General features: G+C 52.0%; 12 protein-coding genes and 1 pseudogene. All 13 read right to left on the bottom strand.

The genetic code is table 11. From position 1 onward, the window contains the following. Nucleotides 1-119 precede the first annotated feature (119 nt). The 13 genes and pseudogenes from PXH59_RS16025 to tssE all read right to left on the bottom strand — a co-directional run bounded on the left by PXH59_RS16025 (nt 120) and on the right by tssE (nt 18,110). On the bottom strand, nt 120-1,526 hold the full coding sequence (locus PXH59_RS16025) for a VasL domain-containing protein (RefSeq protein WP_285809120.1): 1,407 nt from the start codon (nt 1,524-1,526) through the stop codon (nt 120-122). Between the two features lie 84 nt (nt 1,527-1,610). Next, nucleotides 1,611-5,219: a type VI secretion system membrane subunit TssM gene (tssM, locus tag PXH59_RS16020; protein ID WP_285809119.1), complete on the bottom strand. Its 3,609-nt coding sequence runs from the start codon at nt 5,217-5,219 to the stop codon at nt 1,611-1,613. Then, nucleotides 5,216-6,661 (bottom strand): type VI secretion system protein TssA, encoded by a 1,446-nt coding sequence (gene tssA, locus PXH59_RS16015; protein WP_285809118.1) that lies wholly within the window; start codon nt 6,659-6,661, stop codon nt 5,216-5,218. Before tssA ends, tssM begins: the two co-directional genes overlap by 4 nt. Nucleotides 6,662-6,666: 5 nt before the next feature. Beyond that, complete coding sequence (gene vasI / locus PXH59_RS16010; RefSeq protein WP_285809117.1) at nt 6,667-7,335, bottom strand: type VI secretion system-associated protein VasI; 669 nt, start codon at nt 7,333-7,335, stop codon at nt 6,667-6,669. After that, nucleotides 7,332-8,129, bottom strand: coding sequence for a hypothetical protein (locus PXH59_RS16005; protein ID WP_047770572.1), 798 nt, complete (start codon nt 8,127-8,129; stop codon nt 7,332-7,334). The genes vasI and PXH59_RS16005 overlap by 4 nt, the downstream gene beginning before the upstream one ends. Continuing rightward, complete coding sequence (gene tssH, locus PXH59_RS16000; protein WP_434223387.1) at nt 8,129-10,801, bottom strand: type VI secretion system ATPase TssH; 2,673 nt, start codon at nt 10,799-10,801, stop codon at nt 8,129-8,131. Before tssH ends, PXH59_RS16005 begins: the two co-directional genes overlap by 1 nt. A 54-nt stretch (nt 10,802-10,855) precedes the next feature. After that, the gene (gene icmH, locus PXH59_RS15995) at nt 10,856-11,623 is read right to left on the bottom strand and encodes a type IVB secretion system protein IcmH/DotU (RefSeq protein WP_047770568.1); all 768 of its coding nucleotides are present in this window, start codon (nt 11,621-11,623) and stop codon (nt 10,856-10,858) included. A gap of 2 nt (nt 11,624-11,625) precedes the next feature. After that, a pseudogene (gene tssK / locus PXH59_RS15990) lies at nt 11,626-12,979 on the bottom strand (type VI secretion system baseplate subunit TssK). Between the two features lie 2 nt (nt 12,980-12,981). Further along, nucleotides 12,982-13,536, bottom strand: a complete 555-nt coding sequence (gene tssJ, locus PXH59_RS15985) for a type VI secretion system lipoprotein TssJ (RefSeq protein ID WP_047770565.1) — start codon at nt 13,534-13,536, stop codon at nt 12,982-12,984. Further along, nucleotides 13,520-14,815, bottom strand: coding sequence for a type VI secretion system-associated FHA domain protein TagH (tagH, locus tag PXH59_RS15980; protein ID WP_047770563.1), 1,296 nt, complete (start codon nt 14,813-14,815; stop codon nt 13,520-13,522). Before tagH ends, tssJ begins: the two co-directional genes overlap by 17 nt. Nucleotides 14,816-14,820: 5 nt before the next feature. Next, complete coding sequence (gene tssG, locus PXH59_RS15975; RefSeq protein WP_047770561.1) at nt 14,821-15,873, bottom strand: type VI secretion system baseplate subunit TssG; 1,053 nt, start codon at nt 15,871-15,873, stop codon at nt 14,821-14,823. Further along, nucleotides 15,837-17,669 (bottom strand): type VI secretion system baseplate subunit TssF, encoded by a 1,833-nt coding sequence (gene tssF / locus PXH59_RS15970; protein ID WP_047770559.1) that lies wholly within the window; start codon nt 17,667-17,669, stop codon nt 15,837-15,839. The genes tssG and tssF overlap by 37 nt, the downstream gene beginning before the upstream one ends. Next, nucleotides 17,670-18,110: a type VI secretion system baseplate subunit TssE gene (gene tssE, locus PXH59_RS15965; protein ID WP_047770557.1), complete on the bottom strand. Its 441-nt coding sequence runs from the start codon at nt 18,108-18,110 to the stop codon at nt 17,670-17,672. It abuts the gene before it with no gap. Nucleotides 18,111-18,112: the final 2 nt, after the last annotated feature.

Genomic DNA, 18,112 nt, shown 5'->3' with positions numbered 1-18,112 from the left:
GAGGCGATGTGGGCAGCCTGCTGTCCCTGCTGGACAAACGACTGCCCCTGCTGGACAAGGGCCTGCCCCTGCTGAAGTTTCGCCCTGTGCTTTTTCAATGACATATTCTGTCTCCCTGATTAATGCCCACCGTCCGGTATAACCGCGAGGGGCTGTTTTGGGGCCGGAGGTTCGGCCGCAGTGTGGTGATGACTTTCCCGCTGTTCACTCGTCTGGCGCAGCCGGTCATAGCGCCCGAGCAGGGCGTTAAAGCGGTCATCAATGCTTTTCAGCAGTACCGGCGGTGCCGGCTCCCCTTTGGCCGCATAAACACTCAACTGGCGCAATTGTTCTTCCAGTGGCACGTCACTGCCGTGGCTGCGCTGGATGTCATAGACTGCGGTTTTCAGGTAAGACAGCGTGAAACTGCCACGGGTACGCTCCTGCAACAGGATTTTATCCGCCAGCTGCTGAAGCTGATCGCGGGTGGTGTTCCAGCCACCTGTCAGCGGCACGCTGTCAATCCGGGCGGTGACCTGCTGCTGCCATTGGCGGGTCGCCTGCTGCTGAACCGGCGACTGCGGCCACTGCTGTTCTGCAGTCGCGGTCAGGTGGCGGGCCGCCTCCCAGGTGACCCGGGGCGAGGTCTCAGCCAGCCGTTCCAGCTGGCGGGAATAATCCGCCAGTTCCGGTTGATACAACCACGCAAGTCTGGCTCCCCCGGGGTGGTCGGTGATGGCCCGGAGTTGCTGTTGCAGGGGCTTGTAGCACAACAGCCAGCCGCCCACGAACACCAATAAGCCCAACAGGGTGCCCAGGCCAAAACCCTGCCACGCATTGAGTCCCTGCGGCGGATGTTCGGGAAACCGAACCCGCACCCGCGGTTGACTATCGGGAGCGGGCTGAGGGTCATGGCGCAGGGGCGGCGGGGACGGAGGCGTTTCCGGCTCGGCTTCCGACTGGGACAGGTAGACCAGCGGTGGCATCTGCACCGGTTGTGACACCGGTTTCGCCGCCTGACGGGGTTTTTCCAGTTTTTTCGCTGCGTTCTGGAAGAACCACAACAGGTTTTCCACCCTCGGCAAGCGTTTCAGGTCGGATTGCTGCAACCGGTCGATAATCAGCTGGAGAGCACGTTCGGCGCGGTAAATCATCCGCAGGTCGCTGGCAGTAAAATCCCACTGGCGCAGCACGCTGCCGGTTCGGGAATGGAACCACTCCAACAGGTCGGTACGCACCTGCGGCTGGGCTGGCCACAACGTCTCCCATTCACTGACAATCACCCCCGCCAGTAGTTCACAACCCTCGGTGAACCCCGACAACCCATTGAGTTGCATCCGCGCCAGGGTGTAGTAAATCGCGGTCTGTAAATCGACCCCGTTGGTTTTGAACAGCGTCAGGGACAGGGATTCCACCAACGGCCAGTTCACTTCTGGCTGCGCCGGATGGCTGGTTTTATTGATTTCATCACGGATAACGGCAAATTCCGGCAAATTCAGCGGACTGCCGCCAGCCCGGATGATAAGGTTTTCAGGATGTTCGCTCATATTCTCGCTTTTCTCCTTAAAAAAAACCCCTGCCCGAAGGCAGGGGGCGGGGGGGTTCTCAAGACTGACGTGCTGCCTTCCCCCTTAATAAAGGGTGTCCGGCAGTTTGAACTGACTGAATAGCCCGCCTGCAAACGGGTTATCCGATTCATCCACATAGATGCGGTAGGTCATCTCGCCATTATCGACGCTAAAGCGCACATCAAAGAAGCCCGGCTGGACGTGAGTCAGCTTGCCGCTGTTAATCAGCCGCAACTGTGCCCACGGGCCGCTAAAGCTGACAGAGCGCGGCGCCTGATTGCTTTTCGCCGGCATCAACGTCAGCTGGCTTTCCGTGCCGGCGCGCATCGAGTTTGGCCAGACCAGCCGCGCCACATTGCTGCGCCCGTGAGAATAATCCACCAGCTGACCATCCAGATTCAGCAAGGCGCGGCGTTTGTTCCCGGTCAGGCTGACCGGTTCCACGGCAAACTGGGTGCCGAGGCCGTTTTGCGGGGTAAAGAAGGTGGTGCGGATACGATTCGCCACGGCCAGCTGTTTCATGACGTCGGGACGGATCAGCATCTTGCCATCGGTGCCCGTGGTCAGGTTATTTTCCACAAACGGTTTCAGGCTTTGCTGATAGAAGGCGTCCAGCGTCCCGCCCGGCCGGAAGAAGCGGTCAAATTCGCTCAACGGCACTTCTTCGCGGGCGTTCGGGTTGAACGGATAGCGCCCCGCCAGATAGGTTTTATACTGTTTGACCACCGTGTCGTTCCATTCCACTTCCAGCGAGCGGACCGCTTCCATCATCACCACGCGCCACGCCTGTTCAGCCAGTTCGCCAACCCAGCGGTTCAGCGGCTCCGGCAGGTTTTTCGCCATCTGCTGCACTTCAAAAATGGCGTCACTGTTGTTTTTGTCCAGACGCATCTGGACGGCCTGCAAGGCGGCCTTACCCGGAACCGGTGAATTCTGGATCGCCAGCAGGTAACGGTGTAGAGCCATCAGTTTTTGGTAGACGCTTTGCAACGTGCTGCCCTTGTCACCGCGTTCAACCAGCACCCCCGTTTCCGGGGCAAAGTCGCGGCTGATGCGGTTTAACAGGCGGTAGTCTTCTTTTAACGTCAGCGCCTGTTTTTCCTTGTCACTCAGCGAAGGACTTATCAGCGACGGATTGGTGTTGTCGCTCAGGATTTGCAGCGCCCGCTTGAGGGGCTGCTCACCACTGATCACCTGTTCGATAGCACTGATGGCTTGCGGCAGGTCATCAAAGTCACGCACTTCAAGGTTGTTCATCGCTGCCCGCCAGGTTGCGGTGTACTCGGCCACGTACAGTTCGGTGATTTCGCGCTGGATGCGCGACTGATCGGTGTCACTGTACTTATCGTTCACCGGTGACGACGCCTGTTCGGGGTATTTCTCCGGGCTGTTATTCTTGATGTTCAGCACCCAGCTGTCCATCGCCGTCAGCTCCACCAGCTCATTGCCCTGCTGGACGAAATAATCTATCAAGCCGTGGCGGGTCAGGAATTGCGGTACCACCAGCCGTTTTTCGTTGCTGGCCACAAACACGCTGTCAAAGCTCGGGCCAATCTGGTCACGCAGGTTGATCGGAGCGGGCAGGGCATCCTGAGCCTTGATACGCAGGTTCTGGTACACCCGCTGGTTGACGGACAACGCTTTCAACTCCTGCTGCGCCTGCCGGATCGGTTTGACAAACGGGGCGAAGCGATCCACCGCATCCTGTTCGCCCTTATCCCGTTTCTCCTTCCAGTCAGTTCGCTCCAGCGCGTAATTCAAGTGGGTCAGCAACGCCGCCTGCACATCACGCTGACCGTGAAATGCCTTGCTCCAGCGCTCACGCATATACTGGGCCACCAGACCGCTGTTACGCTTGCTGGCATCTTCCATCATGCGCATCACGCGCAAGATCTCGAGTTTTTCTTCGCTGCCGGCCGGGGCCTGATTTAAGTCATCCAGTAATCCCAGCATCAATGCCGGCAGGAAACGCTGCTCCAGTAGTTTCAGGTAGGTGCCTTCCACATACGGCCCGACCCCGCCTCCCTGGTATAACGCCATGTCGGTCAGGAAGGATTTATTGTCGTGATAGTTACCGTAAGCCAGAGTCGCATCCCGGATCGGGTTGAGCAGCGGCAACTGGAGGTTACCGTAGCGGTCATCCCCTTTCGGAGGCGGGACGGACAGGAAGTTTTTCGCCTGTGCCAGCACTTCTTCACCGGCCCGATAGTTTTTCTGGTAGAAGTAATGCCAGCCCCCCCACATCGCCAGAATGACCGACGCACTGATCACGGAGAAGGTATACAACTGGCGACGATTGCGGCTCAACCAGATCCGGTTTTCCGCCGCCAGATTCGGCTCGGCCAGCAGGACATTTTCGAACAACGAATGGGTGAAGTACGGCAGGGTATCGCCCACCGGCCAGGTCGGGTATGCCTGCGATCCCAGGTGATACTGGGCCGACGCGGATTGAGTGAACAGGTCATCCATCTGTCCCCGCTGATGGGCTGATGTCAGATAGACACCGCGCAAGGTGGGACGGTGGTGTTCGTCGTTATACAGAATATCGTCCAGCATCTGGGTGATATAGCTGTGCAGCCCCTGGATCTGGCGGGTAAAACTGAACAGGGCGCTGCGTTGGTTGGCGTCCACATTGTTCAGCATCATATCTGGCATCGCCGCATTCAGGTTGCCCATCCACTGCGTCCAGAACGCGTCCAGTTCACTGCGCCACGCTTTTTCATCGCGGTTATTCAGGCTGAATGTCACGCCCAAAATCTGGTCGCGCAGTTTGCGATCCAGGGACTGGTACATCGCCTCAAAGCCGTGTAACAGGTCAATTTTGGTCATCACCAGATAGAGCGGCAACTGGCTGTGGAAGGTCAGCCGAATGTCTTGCAAGCGCTGGTGGATCTCCCGTACATAGCGTTCACGCTGTTCACGGCTATCAGACATCAGACGCAGGGTATCCACGGTCAGGATAATGCCGTTAAGGGGCTGACGCTGACGATTTTCAGTCAACCAGTTCAGCAATGTTTCCCACAGACGGCTATTGATTTGCGGTTTGTCGCTGTTAAGCGGGACTGGCTGGTCTATTAACTGCCCTTTCGGATCGATAATGACCGCTTTTTCCCCTAACCAGCAACGCAGCATCAGGGGCACTTCGCCATCCTGACGCAAATATTCCGGTGCCGCGATTTCGGAGAGCTTATAACCTTCCTTGATCAATGAGGATTTACCGCTTTTCTGGCTCCCGATGATGATGTACCACGGACGTTCATACAGGTAATTGTACGAGTCCAGATGGCGTTGCAACTGGGATTTCCAGTGGTCGAGATAACGATCCTGATGTTCAATATCCACCCGTACCGGATCAACTACTTTCAGTTCAACGTCAAGGTTCAGTTTTTCCAGAGTCCGCAAGCGACGCCAGGCTTTCATGCCAACCCAGAACACGACCATCATGACAATGATAATTGTTGCCAGCCAGCGGGCGGCGAGGCTTTCCAGTGGATAATCGTTGCGCAGTTTCCAGTCCGGTCCCCACCACCAGACCGCAATTAACAGCAAGCAGGGGATAAGCGCCAGAACCAGTGCCATCAATGCCTTGAGACGTGGCAAGGATTTAAACTTTGCCAGTGTCGGCAAAGCTGATTTCAATGGAGCCAAAGATGACAAAGAGGGCCATTTCATGGGTTAACACTCCTGTTTGAAGCCGTATCCTTGAGAGGAGAAGGGAGTTTTTCAGCCAATAAAGCCAGCAGGCCGGGTTCCCATTGAATAAGTTGCATGTGTTGTCCCGTGTGTAACAAATTCCGGTAATGCTGTTGGGCCAGCGCTGTCATGCCAGCTTCTTCAAGCAATTGGGCATTGAGCCATTGACCATAGAATTGATCCCGTGGCTCCGTTAACTGTTGCTGATGTGCTTCCAGCATTTTCAGGGCTGCTTCCAGTCCCTGTTGCTGGAAACATTGCCAGATAACTTCCTGATCAGCAGAAACGGAACCCTTGCCCGTTGCCACAGGTTCAGGCGTGAGCCAGTCGAGGGTTTCAGGAGAAATAAACGGGCTACTGTCAGAAAAGCTTAAGGTTTTCAGTACGGGCAACCGTGCTAAAAAGGCATTCAGTTCATCACGAATGGCCTGAGCGACATTGCCATATCCCAGTTGCAATGCGGCTTGTGCGGCAATGGCATGACCATCCAGCCAGTAAGGAGCCAGCGTCAGGCTTTGCTCGATTTGCTGGAGCAATTTGTTGTCCGCCGTCGGTAATCTCGCCACATAGTCGGCAGTACGATCGGCGGAAGTCGGTGCCAATGGGGTTTTGCCTGTTGCATTCGCCATCGGTGCCGTGGTGATGGTGTGCCATACCGCGTGACGGCGCAGGGAATACCCCACAGGCAATTCGGGATAGCGTTCACACAGCAGATCTGCGACGGTCATCAACGTCTGCTTCCACGCTTTTTCGCTCGAACTGTTGACATCGACGTCTGGCATCGGTGCAGCTTGAAAACCCTGTGGCGTTTGCACCACAGATTCGGCTGAAGATGATGCGGGCACCGCAGCAGGGGCAGGCTTTGTCTCCACAGGGACGGTTTCTGGCTGACGGTTATAACGAATGCGCAGTTGGTCAACGTCTTTAGCAAGATCCGCTTCATTGGCATGCCAGCATTGGGCGAGATGGGCTAACGCCCCTTGTGCATCCTCCCGTTCACTTTTGCTTGCCTGTTCAATAAAACTGCTCTGGGCGGAGTCGAAACGCTTGAGTACTTGCTGTGCCAGCCGACGTTTTAACTGTGGCTTGGTTGGCCAGGCTTTTTCCCAGTAGTTTTTGATATATTCGGTCAACAACTCCATTGCGAGGATCAGTTCAGCCGCGTTGCCAGCATGTTGCAGGGTACGCAGCAGATGAACCACCAACCGGAAGTCTTTGCTGTTTTCACGCAATAATTGCAGTGCCTGACGCTGGATCTCGTCAACATCCAGCGCCCCATGTGACAGCGAGCCAAATTTGATCATTTCGCCGTCAATGTATTCCCATGCGGGTTCGTTGTCTCCCAGCGCCTTGCCAATCTGTTCGTCGGACAGGGGGGCCAGCAGGGAGCCGAACCAATCGAATTGTGTTCTGATGTCCATGTCGATTACCAACGGCAAGCAGCACGTAATGGCTTCGCTGCCTGCTCCAACTGAGAAATGTTAAAGGTTATCTGGCTACCATTACTGCCTGTAATACTCATCCGGTCGCTGTTCATCAGGCGCTTGATTTCTTCAATGCCCGGTAAACCCCGGCTGGATTCCCACAAGTAACCCTGTTCCCGCACGAACCATTCAGTCCGGTACTCGGTTCTGTCTGTTGCCACAGTGACAGCCCCTGACTCTACGGGCTTGGGCAGTGCCACCTGCAAGCGGGTGATACTGTCAATGCAACTCAACATTAATACGGGACGTGGGGGGGCTACGCCAATCGCGGGCGTGGTCAAGATAATCGGTGCCGCACCATTCTCTCCCTGCGTCACAATGAAGCTGGTAGAGTAATCGGTACGTTTCATCTCCTGCTCCATCGCTTGCCGCCACAGATGTCCCATATTTTCGATAGGGATTTTCACCGTTTTGAACTTGAGGTTATTCAACGCGCGGTCATAACATGCCAGCCGGATAAGAGGAGACGGCTCAAAGCGGCATTTATGCAACTCATCTAAATTTTGCTCTTCCTTCACCGCAACCACGTCCTTGAGTTCTGCCACCTCTGCAAACTTGGGGTTCCCTGTCAATGAAGCGAGCAATGAACTGATAATTAAAACAATATTCATAATCTACACCCGTACTTAGCCAGTTTGTAAACCAACGTCCGCTGGGCAATACCCAGGCTTTGTGCGATCAATCTGGTGTCATTGCCAAACTGACGCTGACGTTGAATCAACACGGCGCTTTCAAATTCTTCTATGGCCTTTGGCAGATTATCGATATGACTGTAATCCACGGAGATACGGCTGACCGCCGCCGGTTTTTTCGATTCACTCAGGGAAGCCAGCAATTCATCCAATTGTTTTTCTTTTTGGCGTTGAACCTGAAATACCTGGCGGATTTGGCGTAACTGTCCACGCAGTTGTTCGAGTTCTTGCAATTTTTTCAGGCGATGCTGCATGACATGGCAATAGATGCCGAACATGTTTTCATTGTTGATGAAATGGCGGACATCTTCGGCAAAGATAGCGATCACCCCACAACCCTGCCCATTGCAGTCAAACAGGGGAATGCCGTACAACCCACAATTATGCGGTAGTTCCGCGATAAACGTGCGGAAGTATGGCTCATCAATGCGTGCCCCGTGATTAAGGGAATCCCAAACAGTTGGGGTTCCCTTGCGTAATACCTGTATCAACGGGTTATTGACGTCATCAATGTCCACTTGCAATCGGCGCGAACTGGTTTGCTGAGTCGCCGGCAAGTTATAGCATTCCAACCTGTTTTCGTTGATGTTCAGCAGGAAAACCAACAGGGCATCAAAACGCGAGCTATGGCTGATCTGCAAAAAATGGTCAGCCAGTTGTTCTACAGTGTCATTTTCCAATAACGCTAACGCGCTTTTCAGCCGCTGTTTCATTATTCTGCCTCCTCAACCTCTGCGTGGAATTCGTGTTCAACCACGGTTAAGCGAATGGCCCTGATGGGGGTTCCCGCCGCCATTTTCTGCAACAGCAGTAATGAAATTGGCGGTAGCAGTGCGCCATCAATGATGGACTCCAACATACGGGCACCATTTTCCGCGCGGGTAGCACGTTGCAGGATCTCTTCGGATACCTCGTCGCTGATGGTGACTTCTGCGTTGAAACGTTGGGTCAATAGGGTATCCAGTCGGGCCAGTTTGCCCTGAATAATGATTTTCAGCGTTTCATGACCCAGTGGCAGGTAAGGGATCACTTCCATCCGCGCCAACAGGGCGGGTTTGAAGAATGCCGCTAATTCAGGGTAAAGCAGGTCGTTGATCTGCGCTGGCTGTTCGGCACTGTCTACGATGGTTTGATAGCCCAGGTTTGACGTCAGGAAGAACACGACGTTTTTACAGTCGATAATGCGGCCTTCTCCATCCGCCAGCTCCCCTTTGTCGAAAGCCTGATAGAACAGGTTCAGTACGTCAGGGTGAGCTTTTTCCACTTCATCCAGCAAGACAACTGAATACGGTTTCTGGCGAATGGCTTCGGTCAGTACACCACCTTCACCATATCCGACGTAACCCGGGGGTGAACCGATCAAACGGGAAACCGTGTGTTTCTCCTGAAATTCGGACATGTTGATGGTGGTAAGGTATTGACGGCCACCAAACATCAGTTCCGCAATTTGCAGGACGGTTTCTGTCTTACCGACGCCACTTGGCCCGACCAACAGGAATGCCCCAAGAGGACGCCCCGGACGACGCAAATCGGCCCGGGCAGTCAGTAAGTGTTTGTGCAAACACTGGATCGCCATTTCCTGCCCCTTGATGCTTTGCCCCAAGTGAACAGGCAATTCAGTGACAATGGAAAGTTCGCTTTGTGACAAGCGGTTCAATGGTACGCCCGTCCATTCGGCAATCACCGCCGCAATCTGGGTTTTATCCACATGCGGGGAAACCAGTATTTGCTTCTGCTGTAGTTCTGCCAACTGGACATTAAGCGTCGCCAGTTTTTCGATCAAGGATTGTTCGTCAGCGACTTTTTCTATTATCCCGGCTATCCCGGCTTCTTCTGCGGTCTCACCCGGCTTAGTCGCTTCATGTTTATCCTCATCCCCGACAATCTCTTCAACCGTATTTTCAACGAAAGAATCATCCGCCAGTAATTGGTGGCGCAGTTCGATGATGTGTTTCACCAACTCTTGCTGCTGTTGCCAGCTCATTTCCAACGCGGTGAGTTGCTGCTGAACATCTTTTTGCTGGTTTTGCAACGCGTCCAATCGTTCAGCATGGATGTTCAATCCCATGCGTTGTTCCCTCTCCAGCACGTCGATTTCCATTTGCATCTGGTGCAGGTCGGTCGTTAACGAAGAGATCTGACGCGGGGGTGAAGTCAGGTTGATGGCAACACGGGCACAGGCAGTATCCAATACGTCAATGGCTTTGTCCGGCAGTTGGCGGCCGGAAAGGTAACGGTCACTCAATACCGCTGAGGCTTTCAGGGCTTCATCATCAATCAGCACGCCGTGCGCCTGCTCGTAAATGGCTCGCAGGCCACGCATGATGACGGTTGCTTCATCCGCTGTTGGCTCAGACACTTTCACCAGTTGGAAACGACGGGACAGCGCGGCATCTTTTTCAAAATATTTCTTGTATTCGCTCCATGTGGTGGCGGCGATAGTTTTCAGCTCACCACGTGCCAAAGCCGGTTTCAACAGGTTGGAGATATCCAAACCTCCCGCTTGATTGCCCGCACCGATCAGGGTATGGGCTTCATCAATAAACAGGATGATGGGTTTTGCCGATTGGCTAATTTCAGCCATGATGCCTTTGAAGCGTTTTTCAAATTCACCCTTAACTGCGGCCCCAGCCTGCAATGCCCCCAGATCCAGTGTCATCAGTTCACTGTTACGCAATTTTTCCGGTACGCGATCGTTAATAATGCGCAATGCCAAACCTTCAATCAGGGCACTTTTCCCGACCCCCGCTTCACCCACGACGATGGGGTTGTTTTTGCGCCGACGACACAGGATGTCGATCATCAGATCGATCTCGTTATCGCGGCATAAAACCGGATCCAGCTTGCCCTGACGTGCCTGTTCGGTCATGTTCTGGGTAAAGCGTGCCAGCAAACTGTCGCTGTTTGCCGGGTGTGCGCCCTGCCCATCTTTATTACTGTTGTCCGCAAAAGGCTGTTCAGCTGAACCATTCGTCCATTCTGCAAAGTTTTGGCGCAATAATTCGCGGTTGATACCTGCCAGCAGACGCGCAGTTTGTGGTGCCAGGTAACGCAGCGGGCTGAATAGCAATGCAATCAGCATAACGCCGCTGCGCAGTTCGGTGTGCTGCATCTCTGTGGAAGCCAACAACCAGCTATCCTGTAACCATTCCACCAGCATTGGGGAAAAATTGGGGTAGGCCTGCACCAGCGTTTGATGGTGCGTTATTACCTGATCGAGCTGTTCTTTTAGCAGATCTTTATCGATGTCTGCTTTATTGAAGATGAGTCGTACATCACTAAGTGGGGTATCGATCATTTGGAGCAGCAGCTGCGCAACCGTGATTTCAGGTTGTTGCTGACTGACGCAGGATGCCGCCGCCGCTTCCAGTGCATGGCGGGTCATCGGGTTTATACGATTTACAAGGGTAGGCAGATCAATCTGGATCATGGCGACTTCCTATCTCAATAAGTTACTTAGCTGCTTTAATATGTCTTGGGTCTGATCACCGAGGCGAATGGCATAAAAGCTGTAAACAGCCACCAGCAAGCCCACGCTAATCACGAACAGGTGCTTGATAGTCCATCGTCTGCTCAGGCGATAACGCGCATTACTCTCGTTGACGTTGACATACAACGTGGTCGGCGGAGTATCCCCGCGCAGTGAGTGAAGCTGTTGCTGCAACCGACGGAACAAGCGCTCAAAGTCATCGCTTTTCTGGGCGCTGACTTTGTAGCGCCCGCGATAGCCCAGACAGAGGCAGAGGTAAATGAACTCCAGCAGATGCTGGTAGCGCTGTGCCTCTCCCATCAAACGTTCAAGCAAGACGAAAACCTTCTCCCCACCCCAGGTTTCATTGTGGAAGTGCACCAACAGTGATTGCTTCAACCAGCCATTCTGGCTGTTCCAGCCGTGCCCCAACGCAGTTTCATCAATGAAGGTGCACAGTACGTAACGGAATGAAACAATCGCGCCGGGTTCATAACCCTTGGTTTGCAGAGACTGCTCAATGGCCCGAATGTCAGTAACAACCTGTTGGTAAAGCTTGTCTGGCAGTGCCTGATCCGTCATATCCTGCAAACGCAAGACCATCCCCAACAAGGGGGTGGCGGCATCGATCATGGGGTTGAGGCTTTCACCACGCAACGGTAGCTGGTACTGGCGTTGAGACGTTTGCAGCGTTTCAGACTTTTCCAGTGACGGACTGTCAACATTGATATCACTCATGATTATTCCTTACCGCCCCTGATAGCCCAGAGCTGCATATCTAAGTCAGGGAAATCCCCTGATACGTGGAACGCAATGGAATTTCCTTGCAGGATCTCTTTCCACGCCGGACTCTTCTGATCCAGACGGAAGTAGGTATATCCAGAGTGATACGGCAACTGGCGTGGCGCAGCAGACAGGGCAATCAATGGCACACCCGGCAACTGGACGCTGACCAGATCGCGGATTTTTTTCCATTGATGTGACTTTGGTTTGCTGGACGAACTGGCGTCGCAACTGCTCCTGCGGTGTGCTGGCGCTGATTGCCAGTACGAATTCGGACTTGCGCAACAGATCGTTGTCGTGCAGGGTTGCCACACGAATGCCACCTTCGTTCTGTTTCAGCGCAATCGACGTTGCACGTGGGGTCAGAACCACATTCAACGCATCACGAATTGCGTGCATCACAGCCTGGAAGGTATCGGTCAGGTTATTGTGGTCATACGCCAATATATTCCCCGGCAGGCGGCTTGAATCGGTGAACGTCCTCAACTCGCCACAAGTCTGGAGTAGCTCGGTATACAAATGTAGCGGGTGCAAAACGGTTTGTTTGGCATAATGGTTGAACAACGGCTGAACGCGGTTGAGCAATTGCAGCATCATAAATTCGGCGACATCCGCCACCCCTTGCTGACCCGGCGAACCAATGCGTTTAGCCAGTGTTCTTGAACGCTCGGTCAGCAGGCCATCAATTTCCACCATGAAACGCCTGAGTTTGTCAGCCACGAAGATAGACAAACAGGTCGGGACAAATTCGTTATCCAGAACAATGTTGCCATTTTTTTGCTTTTCTTTGATACGGCACAGTGGAATGGTGGTGTAAGCACTCATGTCCTCGGAGCCTTGCATCAGAACGGGCGTCAGTTGGGCAAGCTCCACGGCAGTGGTATCACCACCTTTGGTATGAAGGTCTCGGATATTGGTCGGTAATTTGCGATAACGCACCGTACTTTGCGTTTCTGCATCCGGATCGGCAATTTCCAGAATGGTATCGCTGGACATAGGCAATGCCAGATAAATATCTTTGCTTTTCTCGCCATTGGTATTCTGGATATCCAACGGTTTTGGCAGCATATCTTGACCAGGCGCAGAAAAAACAGTGCCATCCGGCATAATGCCACTGGCTTCGGTGATCCCGATACGTCCCAGTTTGAGCAAATCATCATTAATGCTCAGGGAGCTGAAACCGTGCGCATAAGGTGTCAAGACTGAAACAAGGCTATGTGCCAGATAATCAATATGTTTTTGTTGTTGCTGAAAATGTTGGGGTTTGATGAATAATCCTTCGTGCCAAATCACCCGATTTTTGCCTGGCATGATTACTCCTCCTCTTTTCTAAGTTCGACGTCGTTATTTCTGACATGCACCAAGATGTGATAATGGCGGCCGATGTCTTTTACCCGGATGATCTTTTTCCATTCAGATTGATTTGCATCTGCATAGTGAACGATGACCCCGATGTAACGGTTTTTCTTTTCCAATGCGATCTGCTCCAGGGGTTTGTATTGTCCTGGTAACAGGGTGTAATCCTGATGATCGATGTAGTTTTTCCCCAGTGCTTTTTCGAGCTTATCGCTATCAAGCTGGTCATAGTCGGCAGCCAGAAAGCGTGAATCCTCACTGAGATAAACCAAATTCATTTCAACAGGAACCGCTTCACCACTTTCATTGGGGTTGATGTCGGGTTCGGCCAGCAATGTAATGTTGGCAACAGAGACCTGCTCATCGGGTTTACCTACCGGTGTGGAAGGGTCCCAAATGACCTGGCCCACTTTTTTTGTTGCGTTCCATGCACTGCTACAGCCGTTCAGCAACATCACTGACAGCAATAAAATCCCTACAGCCCATATACGGCGACTAGCGGAATGTGTCATTGCTGGATTCCTCCAAGCCCTGACGCAATGCGCGGTCATAAGCCTGCTCATACACCTCGCGGAATAATTTTTCGAATCCTTGTTGGCGACTGGAAGATAATTCTCGGTAATAGTTGGTGTACATGTCCCAGGCCCAGGATGCGTCTTTATTCCTGGCTTCATTGCTACGACGATAGTGTGAGAACCGACGGAGCAATTGCTCTGGCGCAAAGGCTTCCAGCATGGTGTCCAGTGCGGCAGAGATGGCAATTCGGTTAGCCTGATAGTGTAATTGCAGGTTTTGCAGACTTTCCGCTACCGCAGCCGGAGCGGAGAGATGAACCGGACTTTTCTGATCAGAAAACATCACCTGCATGGTCGTGTCGTAATCCATATTCAGGCGCAGTGGATTATCTTCGATAGGCCGGAGCTGTTTATCACGTAACCCATGTTGTTCACGCTGGAGAGCCAATAACCCCTCAATGGCGGCTTTCATGGTTTTACCCATTTCTTGCAGAAAATCATTTGCCTGCTGGCTGTCGTGCAAAGGCAAACGTGCTTCCAGCCCACGCATGAGAGGGGTAATGGCGACATGATCAACATCCATACTTTCGTACTGTCTGTCGGAATCGATGCCCGGTAAATCAAGGAACTCCTGATCCATAACACTGCCTCGGTTATCAGAAATAGGGTTAGCAAATGGGGGGGTCTGGTAATGATCCGGCGGCAAAAGTTGTTCCGTATCATCAGCTTCAACCCTGGGTTTCAATGTGGTCAGGCTCTCGCTATCAAGTACCCGTAGCGGATCATCACTGAAACGATGCATAACCGTTGGAGCAATGCCTTCATCGTGGGCAAACGCCGATTTTTGTACAGGTGCACCTTCCATCATGGCATCCAACGGATTGCTATAACTGGAAACCAACGATTCGGGGGATATCATTGAAGGATCAACACGATCTGCCTCAGAAAAACTGATATGGGTCTTGATCGACAAATTACCTACGTTGATTTGATCGCCTTGTTGTAACAAGATCAAACCCGACTCTGGCGTCAAAGCCGCACTGTTGATTTGCACTGATTCAGCAAATACTTGCAGGCAAAATGCCCCATCCTGCCATTTAATGGCGAATTGGGACGGGCAGACATTGCCCTGCTGATCCTGCACTGACCAAAGGTGGCTTTCACTGCTACCGACCGTACCACCCTGTATCGAGAACTGGCAGTTGGCGGCTTTACCACTTTCCAGCTGTTCACTGTTAAGAACCCGCAATGAAAGGATTGGTTGATTTTTTTCCATGGTCGTTATTCCATAACTGAAATGATGACAGAAGGTTTCTGTTCCGGTTCGCCGAGAAAACTGGTCCATCCCAAATGGTTATTCTGCGTTGCCCCCAATACCATGCCGCTGACCTGATTTTCAGCCAGGCTAAGACGCAGTTCCCAAGCAAACTGGCTGCGCATGACAAAAGAGATGAACATCACCAATGGCAGATAGTTTTTGCCATCAGGCAGGAATGAAAGGAACCGATCCCGAGTTAAGTTATTAATACTAAGCAAAAACTTACCACTATAATCCCCAACCCAAGCACCAATGGTGAAGTTGTCTCCTAATACTGATAATTTGGTATCACCAACTTTTAGCCCCTTGTTTTCTCCCCCCAGACGATTCTGCTGATACACGGGAATGGTGACTTTCCTGAATTGCCAGCCGTGCAACGTGACGTCCTGCAAATCAAAACAGTGGGAAACAAGGCTGCATATGACTTCTGGCGAACGTCCGGGGCTTGCCAGTAATCCGGCGTACGCCAGCATTTTGCTGTGATTGATGTTCAGCATCCGGCGGTTGACATCACTGCCTAACCCAACGAGAGAGAACATACGTTGAGAAAAATAATCTTCCCCACCTTTCTTGAAACAGATGTAATAGCGGTATTTCCGCCAAATCTGATGCAGGATCGTAATTAAACGGTGGTTGAAAATGTTGAGAAAATCCGTCAGACGGTTTTCCCCCTGAGCATCTTCCCATGCCAGTGAATCCAGATAATAGCCTGGCATCGGGGACTGGCTGCCATGCAACCCCATAAAGGAAACTTCCAGTTCGAAGTATCCCTTTTTGGATTGCGTAAGCGAGATGACATCCCGGGTCGGAAATGCCAGGCTGGCGCTGGAACGAAAACGGACAGATTCCAGATCAGGACGATCTGTCTCTCCGGTTTTATCCCACGCTACCGCTAGCTGGTTAAGCAGCTCAACCAGCTGGTAAAAGTTGTACTGTGAGATATCCAATGCCAGCGGCGTGGCAGGATCCTGTTCAGTGATTACATCAACGAGTGTTGACCTATCTGTACCGGCCATTCATAACATTCCTGATTATCTAAATTGATTACCTTCAACATATGAAACGCATTGACGCTGGCATACAGTGAGAAAAACCGTGACAGAATCGTACTGAACAGATAAAGCTCGCCTTCCGAGCTGAATGCCTGTTGCCGGATATACAGGGTTGAGCGCAATCCACGGACAGGCTGACCACGGAATAGGTGATCTGTCGGCTTTGTATCAATTTTTTCAATAGCATCAAGCCGTTTCTGCGATGAACGCTTGGACTGCCGGTTATGAATACTGGGGAAATCGTAGGTACGTAGCACCTGTTTTAGGGCATCCTTATCCAGCAATGACATATAGTTGAGCGACATATTTGACAGCAATGACCAGTGCAAACCGCCATCCAACAAAGGGTAGAGAGGCACTGACGGCCGCGTAATATTGCGGAATGACGCAAATGACGGGCTGCCGGTTGAAGGGTAATTAATGTCGCCAACCCGCAACTCTAAAGGCAATTCACGGTTAGTACAGGTCAATCTGATCGAAACATTTTCTTTCAGTTTGAGTCTGAGCAGATCAGCCTCATCGTTCCGTACCAATGAGATGAAATGTTCCAGCCCCCGGCGGAAAGGAGACTCTTTCACCCGGATACGGTAATAACGCATCGAACGTTCATCTTCGTCATCCATTTGGTGGTTGAAACTTTCAAACGGGGTATAGACTCGCTCACCAAGACGGGCACGACTGCGTTCACCATTTTCCCCCGTCAGCCAGCTTTCTACGCTATCAACGGAGAAAATGTCGTAGTTATCCGGGAAGCTGTAACTGGCTTTCAATGGGTATTCCGTCTGGCTGCCATTGAGTTCAATGGCTTCACTGTCCATGGGGAACAGGTTGATTGCGGGTGTGCAGTGCAGACGAAAAGTGTCATGGCGAATCTTGGCTTCTGGTGGCAATGCCTGAGAAAAATGTAAATTCAGTTTGAAATCTTTGGTCTTGAGATCTTCCGGCAGTTCCGGGAAGCCTTTCACATCAAAAAACAGGAAACTTTCCGCGAAACAGAAATATTCCTGCAAGATACGATATCCCATATAGGCATTTTTGGGGTAAGGCAGTAACGCATCTTCCCGCTCAAATCCCACAGGCACAAAATCAAAATCTGGCAGCGGGATCACGGTATCGCCTGCCACCAACTCTGCTTTTCTGAAGTAGTAGCAAAGCCAGAAATAGAGCTGGGAGGTAGTATAATTATCACCACTCAAATAAAAACGCAGTTTGCCCAGTTCCAACTCATGCAGGCTCAGTTCTGTTTTCGACGTAAAATTCAGGCCGATAATTCCAGTTTCATTACTGTTATTGACGGTAATGTCACGGATGGAAAGCGGAAAAAGCCAGACATCGCGGCAGAGCGTAAAGGTGCAGCGATCTGGATCGTCTTTTTTGCCAGCCGATTTTTCGTTCGAAAAAATATCATCCTGAGCCGACAACGAATGGCTCATAATCTGTGTGCCACGCTTGACCTGTGTCGCTTTCGTCACCACGCTCTCATCCGGGGTATACTCGATGATGGTCATGCTGGGAGTTGGACGCAAATAGTTCGGCCACAGCATATTGAGCAGACCGTGGGTCAATTCAGGGAATTGATCATCAATCTTTGCCCGCAGGTTGCCCGTCAGGAAGGCAAAACCTTCAAGCAAACGCTCAACGTCGGGATCAGAACCCTGTTCTGACAGAAATGCGGCAAGATGAGGGCGCTCAACTGCGGCTTCTTTTCCCAGCTGTCGCAGATAGTTCAACTCATCTCTGAAATATTTTTCAAATGACATTTATTGGGTTCGCTCCAGGCAATAGCGCCGGTTGTTATCCAACTGGATGCTAAATTCCACAAGATCGTTGATATCATCCAGAGAGATTTCAGCGCTGATATGAAAGCTCAACAGCAACGGATCTGAATCATCATTGATGGCGCTGACAGAAACCGCTGATATTCTTGGCTCATAATTTCTGATGCACCCTTCAATCGCCCATTCGATACTTTGCTTGAAATCCACCGATGTTGCGGTCGCATCATTGAGATCAATGACCCCTAAATCTACGGCACTTTGGCAAGCACCCGGACGGGAATTCAGCACTTCATTCAAATGCTTCCTAATAGAATCAAGTAGTGCACGCATCCTTGATTGACGGGAAGAGCCACCGCTCTTCCCTTGAATGCGCTCGAACAGACTGGCAGAGCTGCCCCTACTCCAACTGTACAGCGCAGCCATGA

This window comes from Xenorhabdus bakwenae, assembly GCF_030272115.1.
Taxonomy (GTDB): domain Bacteria; phylum Pseudomonadota; class Gammaproteobacteria; order Enterobacterales; family Enterobacteriaceae; genus Xenorhabdus; species Xenorhabdus bakwenae.
This window is presented reverse-complemented; position numbering and strand designations above follow the sequence as displayed.

Bases quoted from the DNA above. Each gene is read 5' to 3' on its own strand.
- tssG (WP_047770561.1), bottom strand. From the start codon at position 15,873: ATGGCCGGTACAGATAGGTCAACACTCGTTGATGTAATCACTGAACAG.
- tssJ (WP_047770565.1), bottom strand. From the start codon at position 13,536: ATGACACATTCCGCTAGTCGCCGTATATGGGCTGTAGGGATTTTATTG.
- PXH59_RS16005 (WP_047770572.1), bottom strand. From the start codon at position 8,129: ATGAAACAGCGGCTGAAAAGCGCGTTAGCGTTATTGGAAAATGACACT.
- icmH (WP_047770568.1), bottom strand. From the start codon at position 11,623: ATGAGTGATATCAATGTTGACAGTCCGTCACTGGAAAAGTCTGAAACG.
- tssM (WP_285809119.1), bottom strand. From the start codon at position 5,219: ATGAAATGGCCCTCTTTGTCATCTTTGGCTCCATTGAAATCAGCTTTG.
- tssF (WP_047770559.1), bottom strand. From the start codon at position 17,669: ATGTCATTTGAAAAATATTTCAGAGATGAGTTGAACTATCTGCGACAG.
- tssH (WP_434223387.1), bottom strand. From the start codon at position 10,801: ATGACCCGCCATGCACTGGAAGCGGCGGCGGCATCCTGCGTCAGTCAG.
- PXH59_RS16025 (WP_285809120.1), bottom strand. From the start codon at position 1,526: ATGAGCGAACATCCTGAAAACCTTATCATCCGGGCTGGCGGCAGTCCG.
- vasI (WP_285809117.1), bottom strand. From the start codon at position 7,335: ATGAATATTGTTTTAATTATCAGTTCATTGCTCGCTTCATTGACAGGG.
- tagH (WP_047770563.1), bottom strand. From the start codon at position 14,815: ATGGAAAAAAATCAACCAATCCTTTCATTGCGGGTTCTTAACAGTGAA.
- tssE (WP_047770557.1), bottom strand. From the start codon at position 18,110: ATGGCTGCGCTGTACAGTTGGAGTAGGGGCAGCTCTGCCAGTCTGTTC.
- tssA (WP_285809118.1), bottom strand. From the start codon at position 6,661: ATGGACATCAGAACACAATTCGATTGGTTCGGCTCCCTGCTGGCCCCC.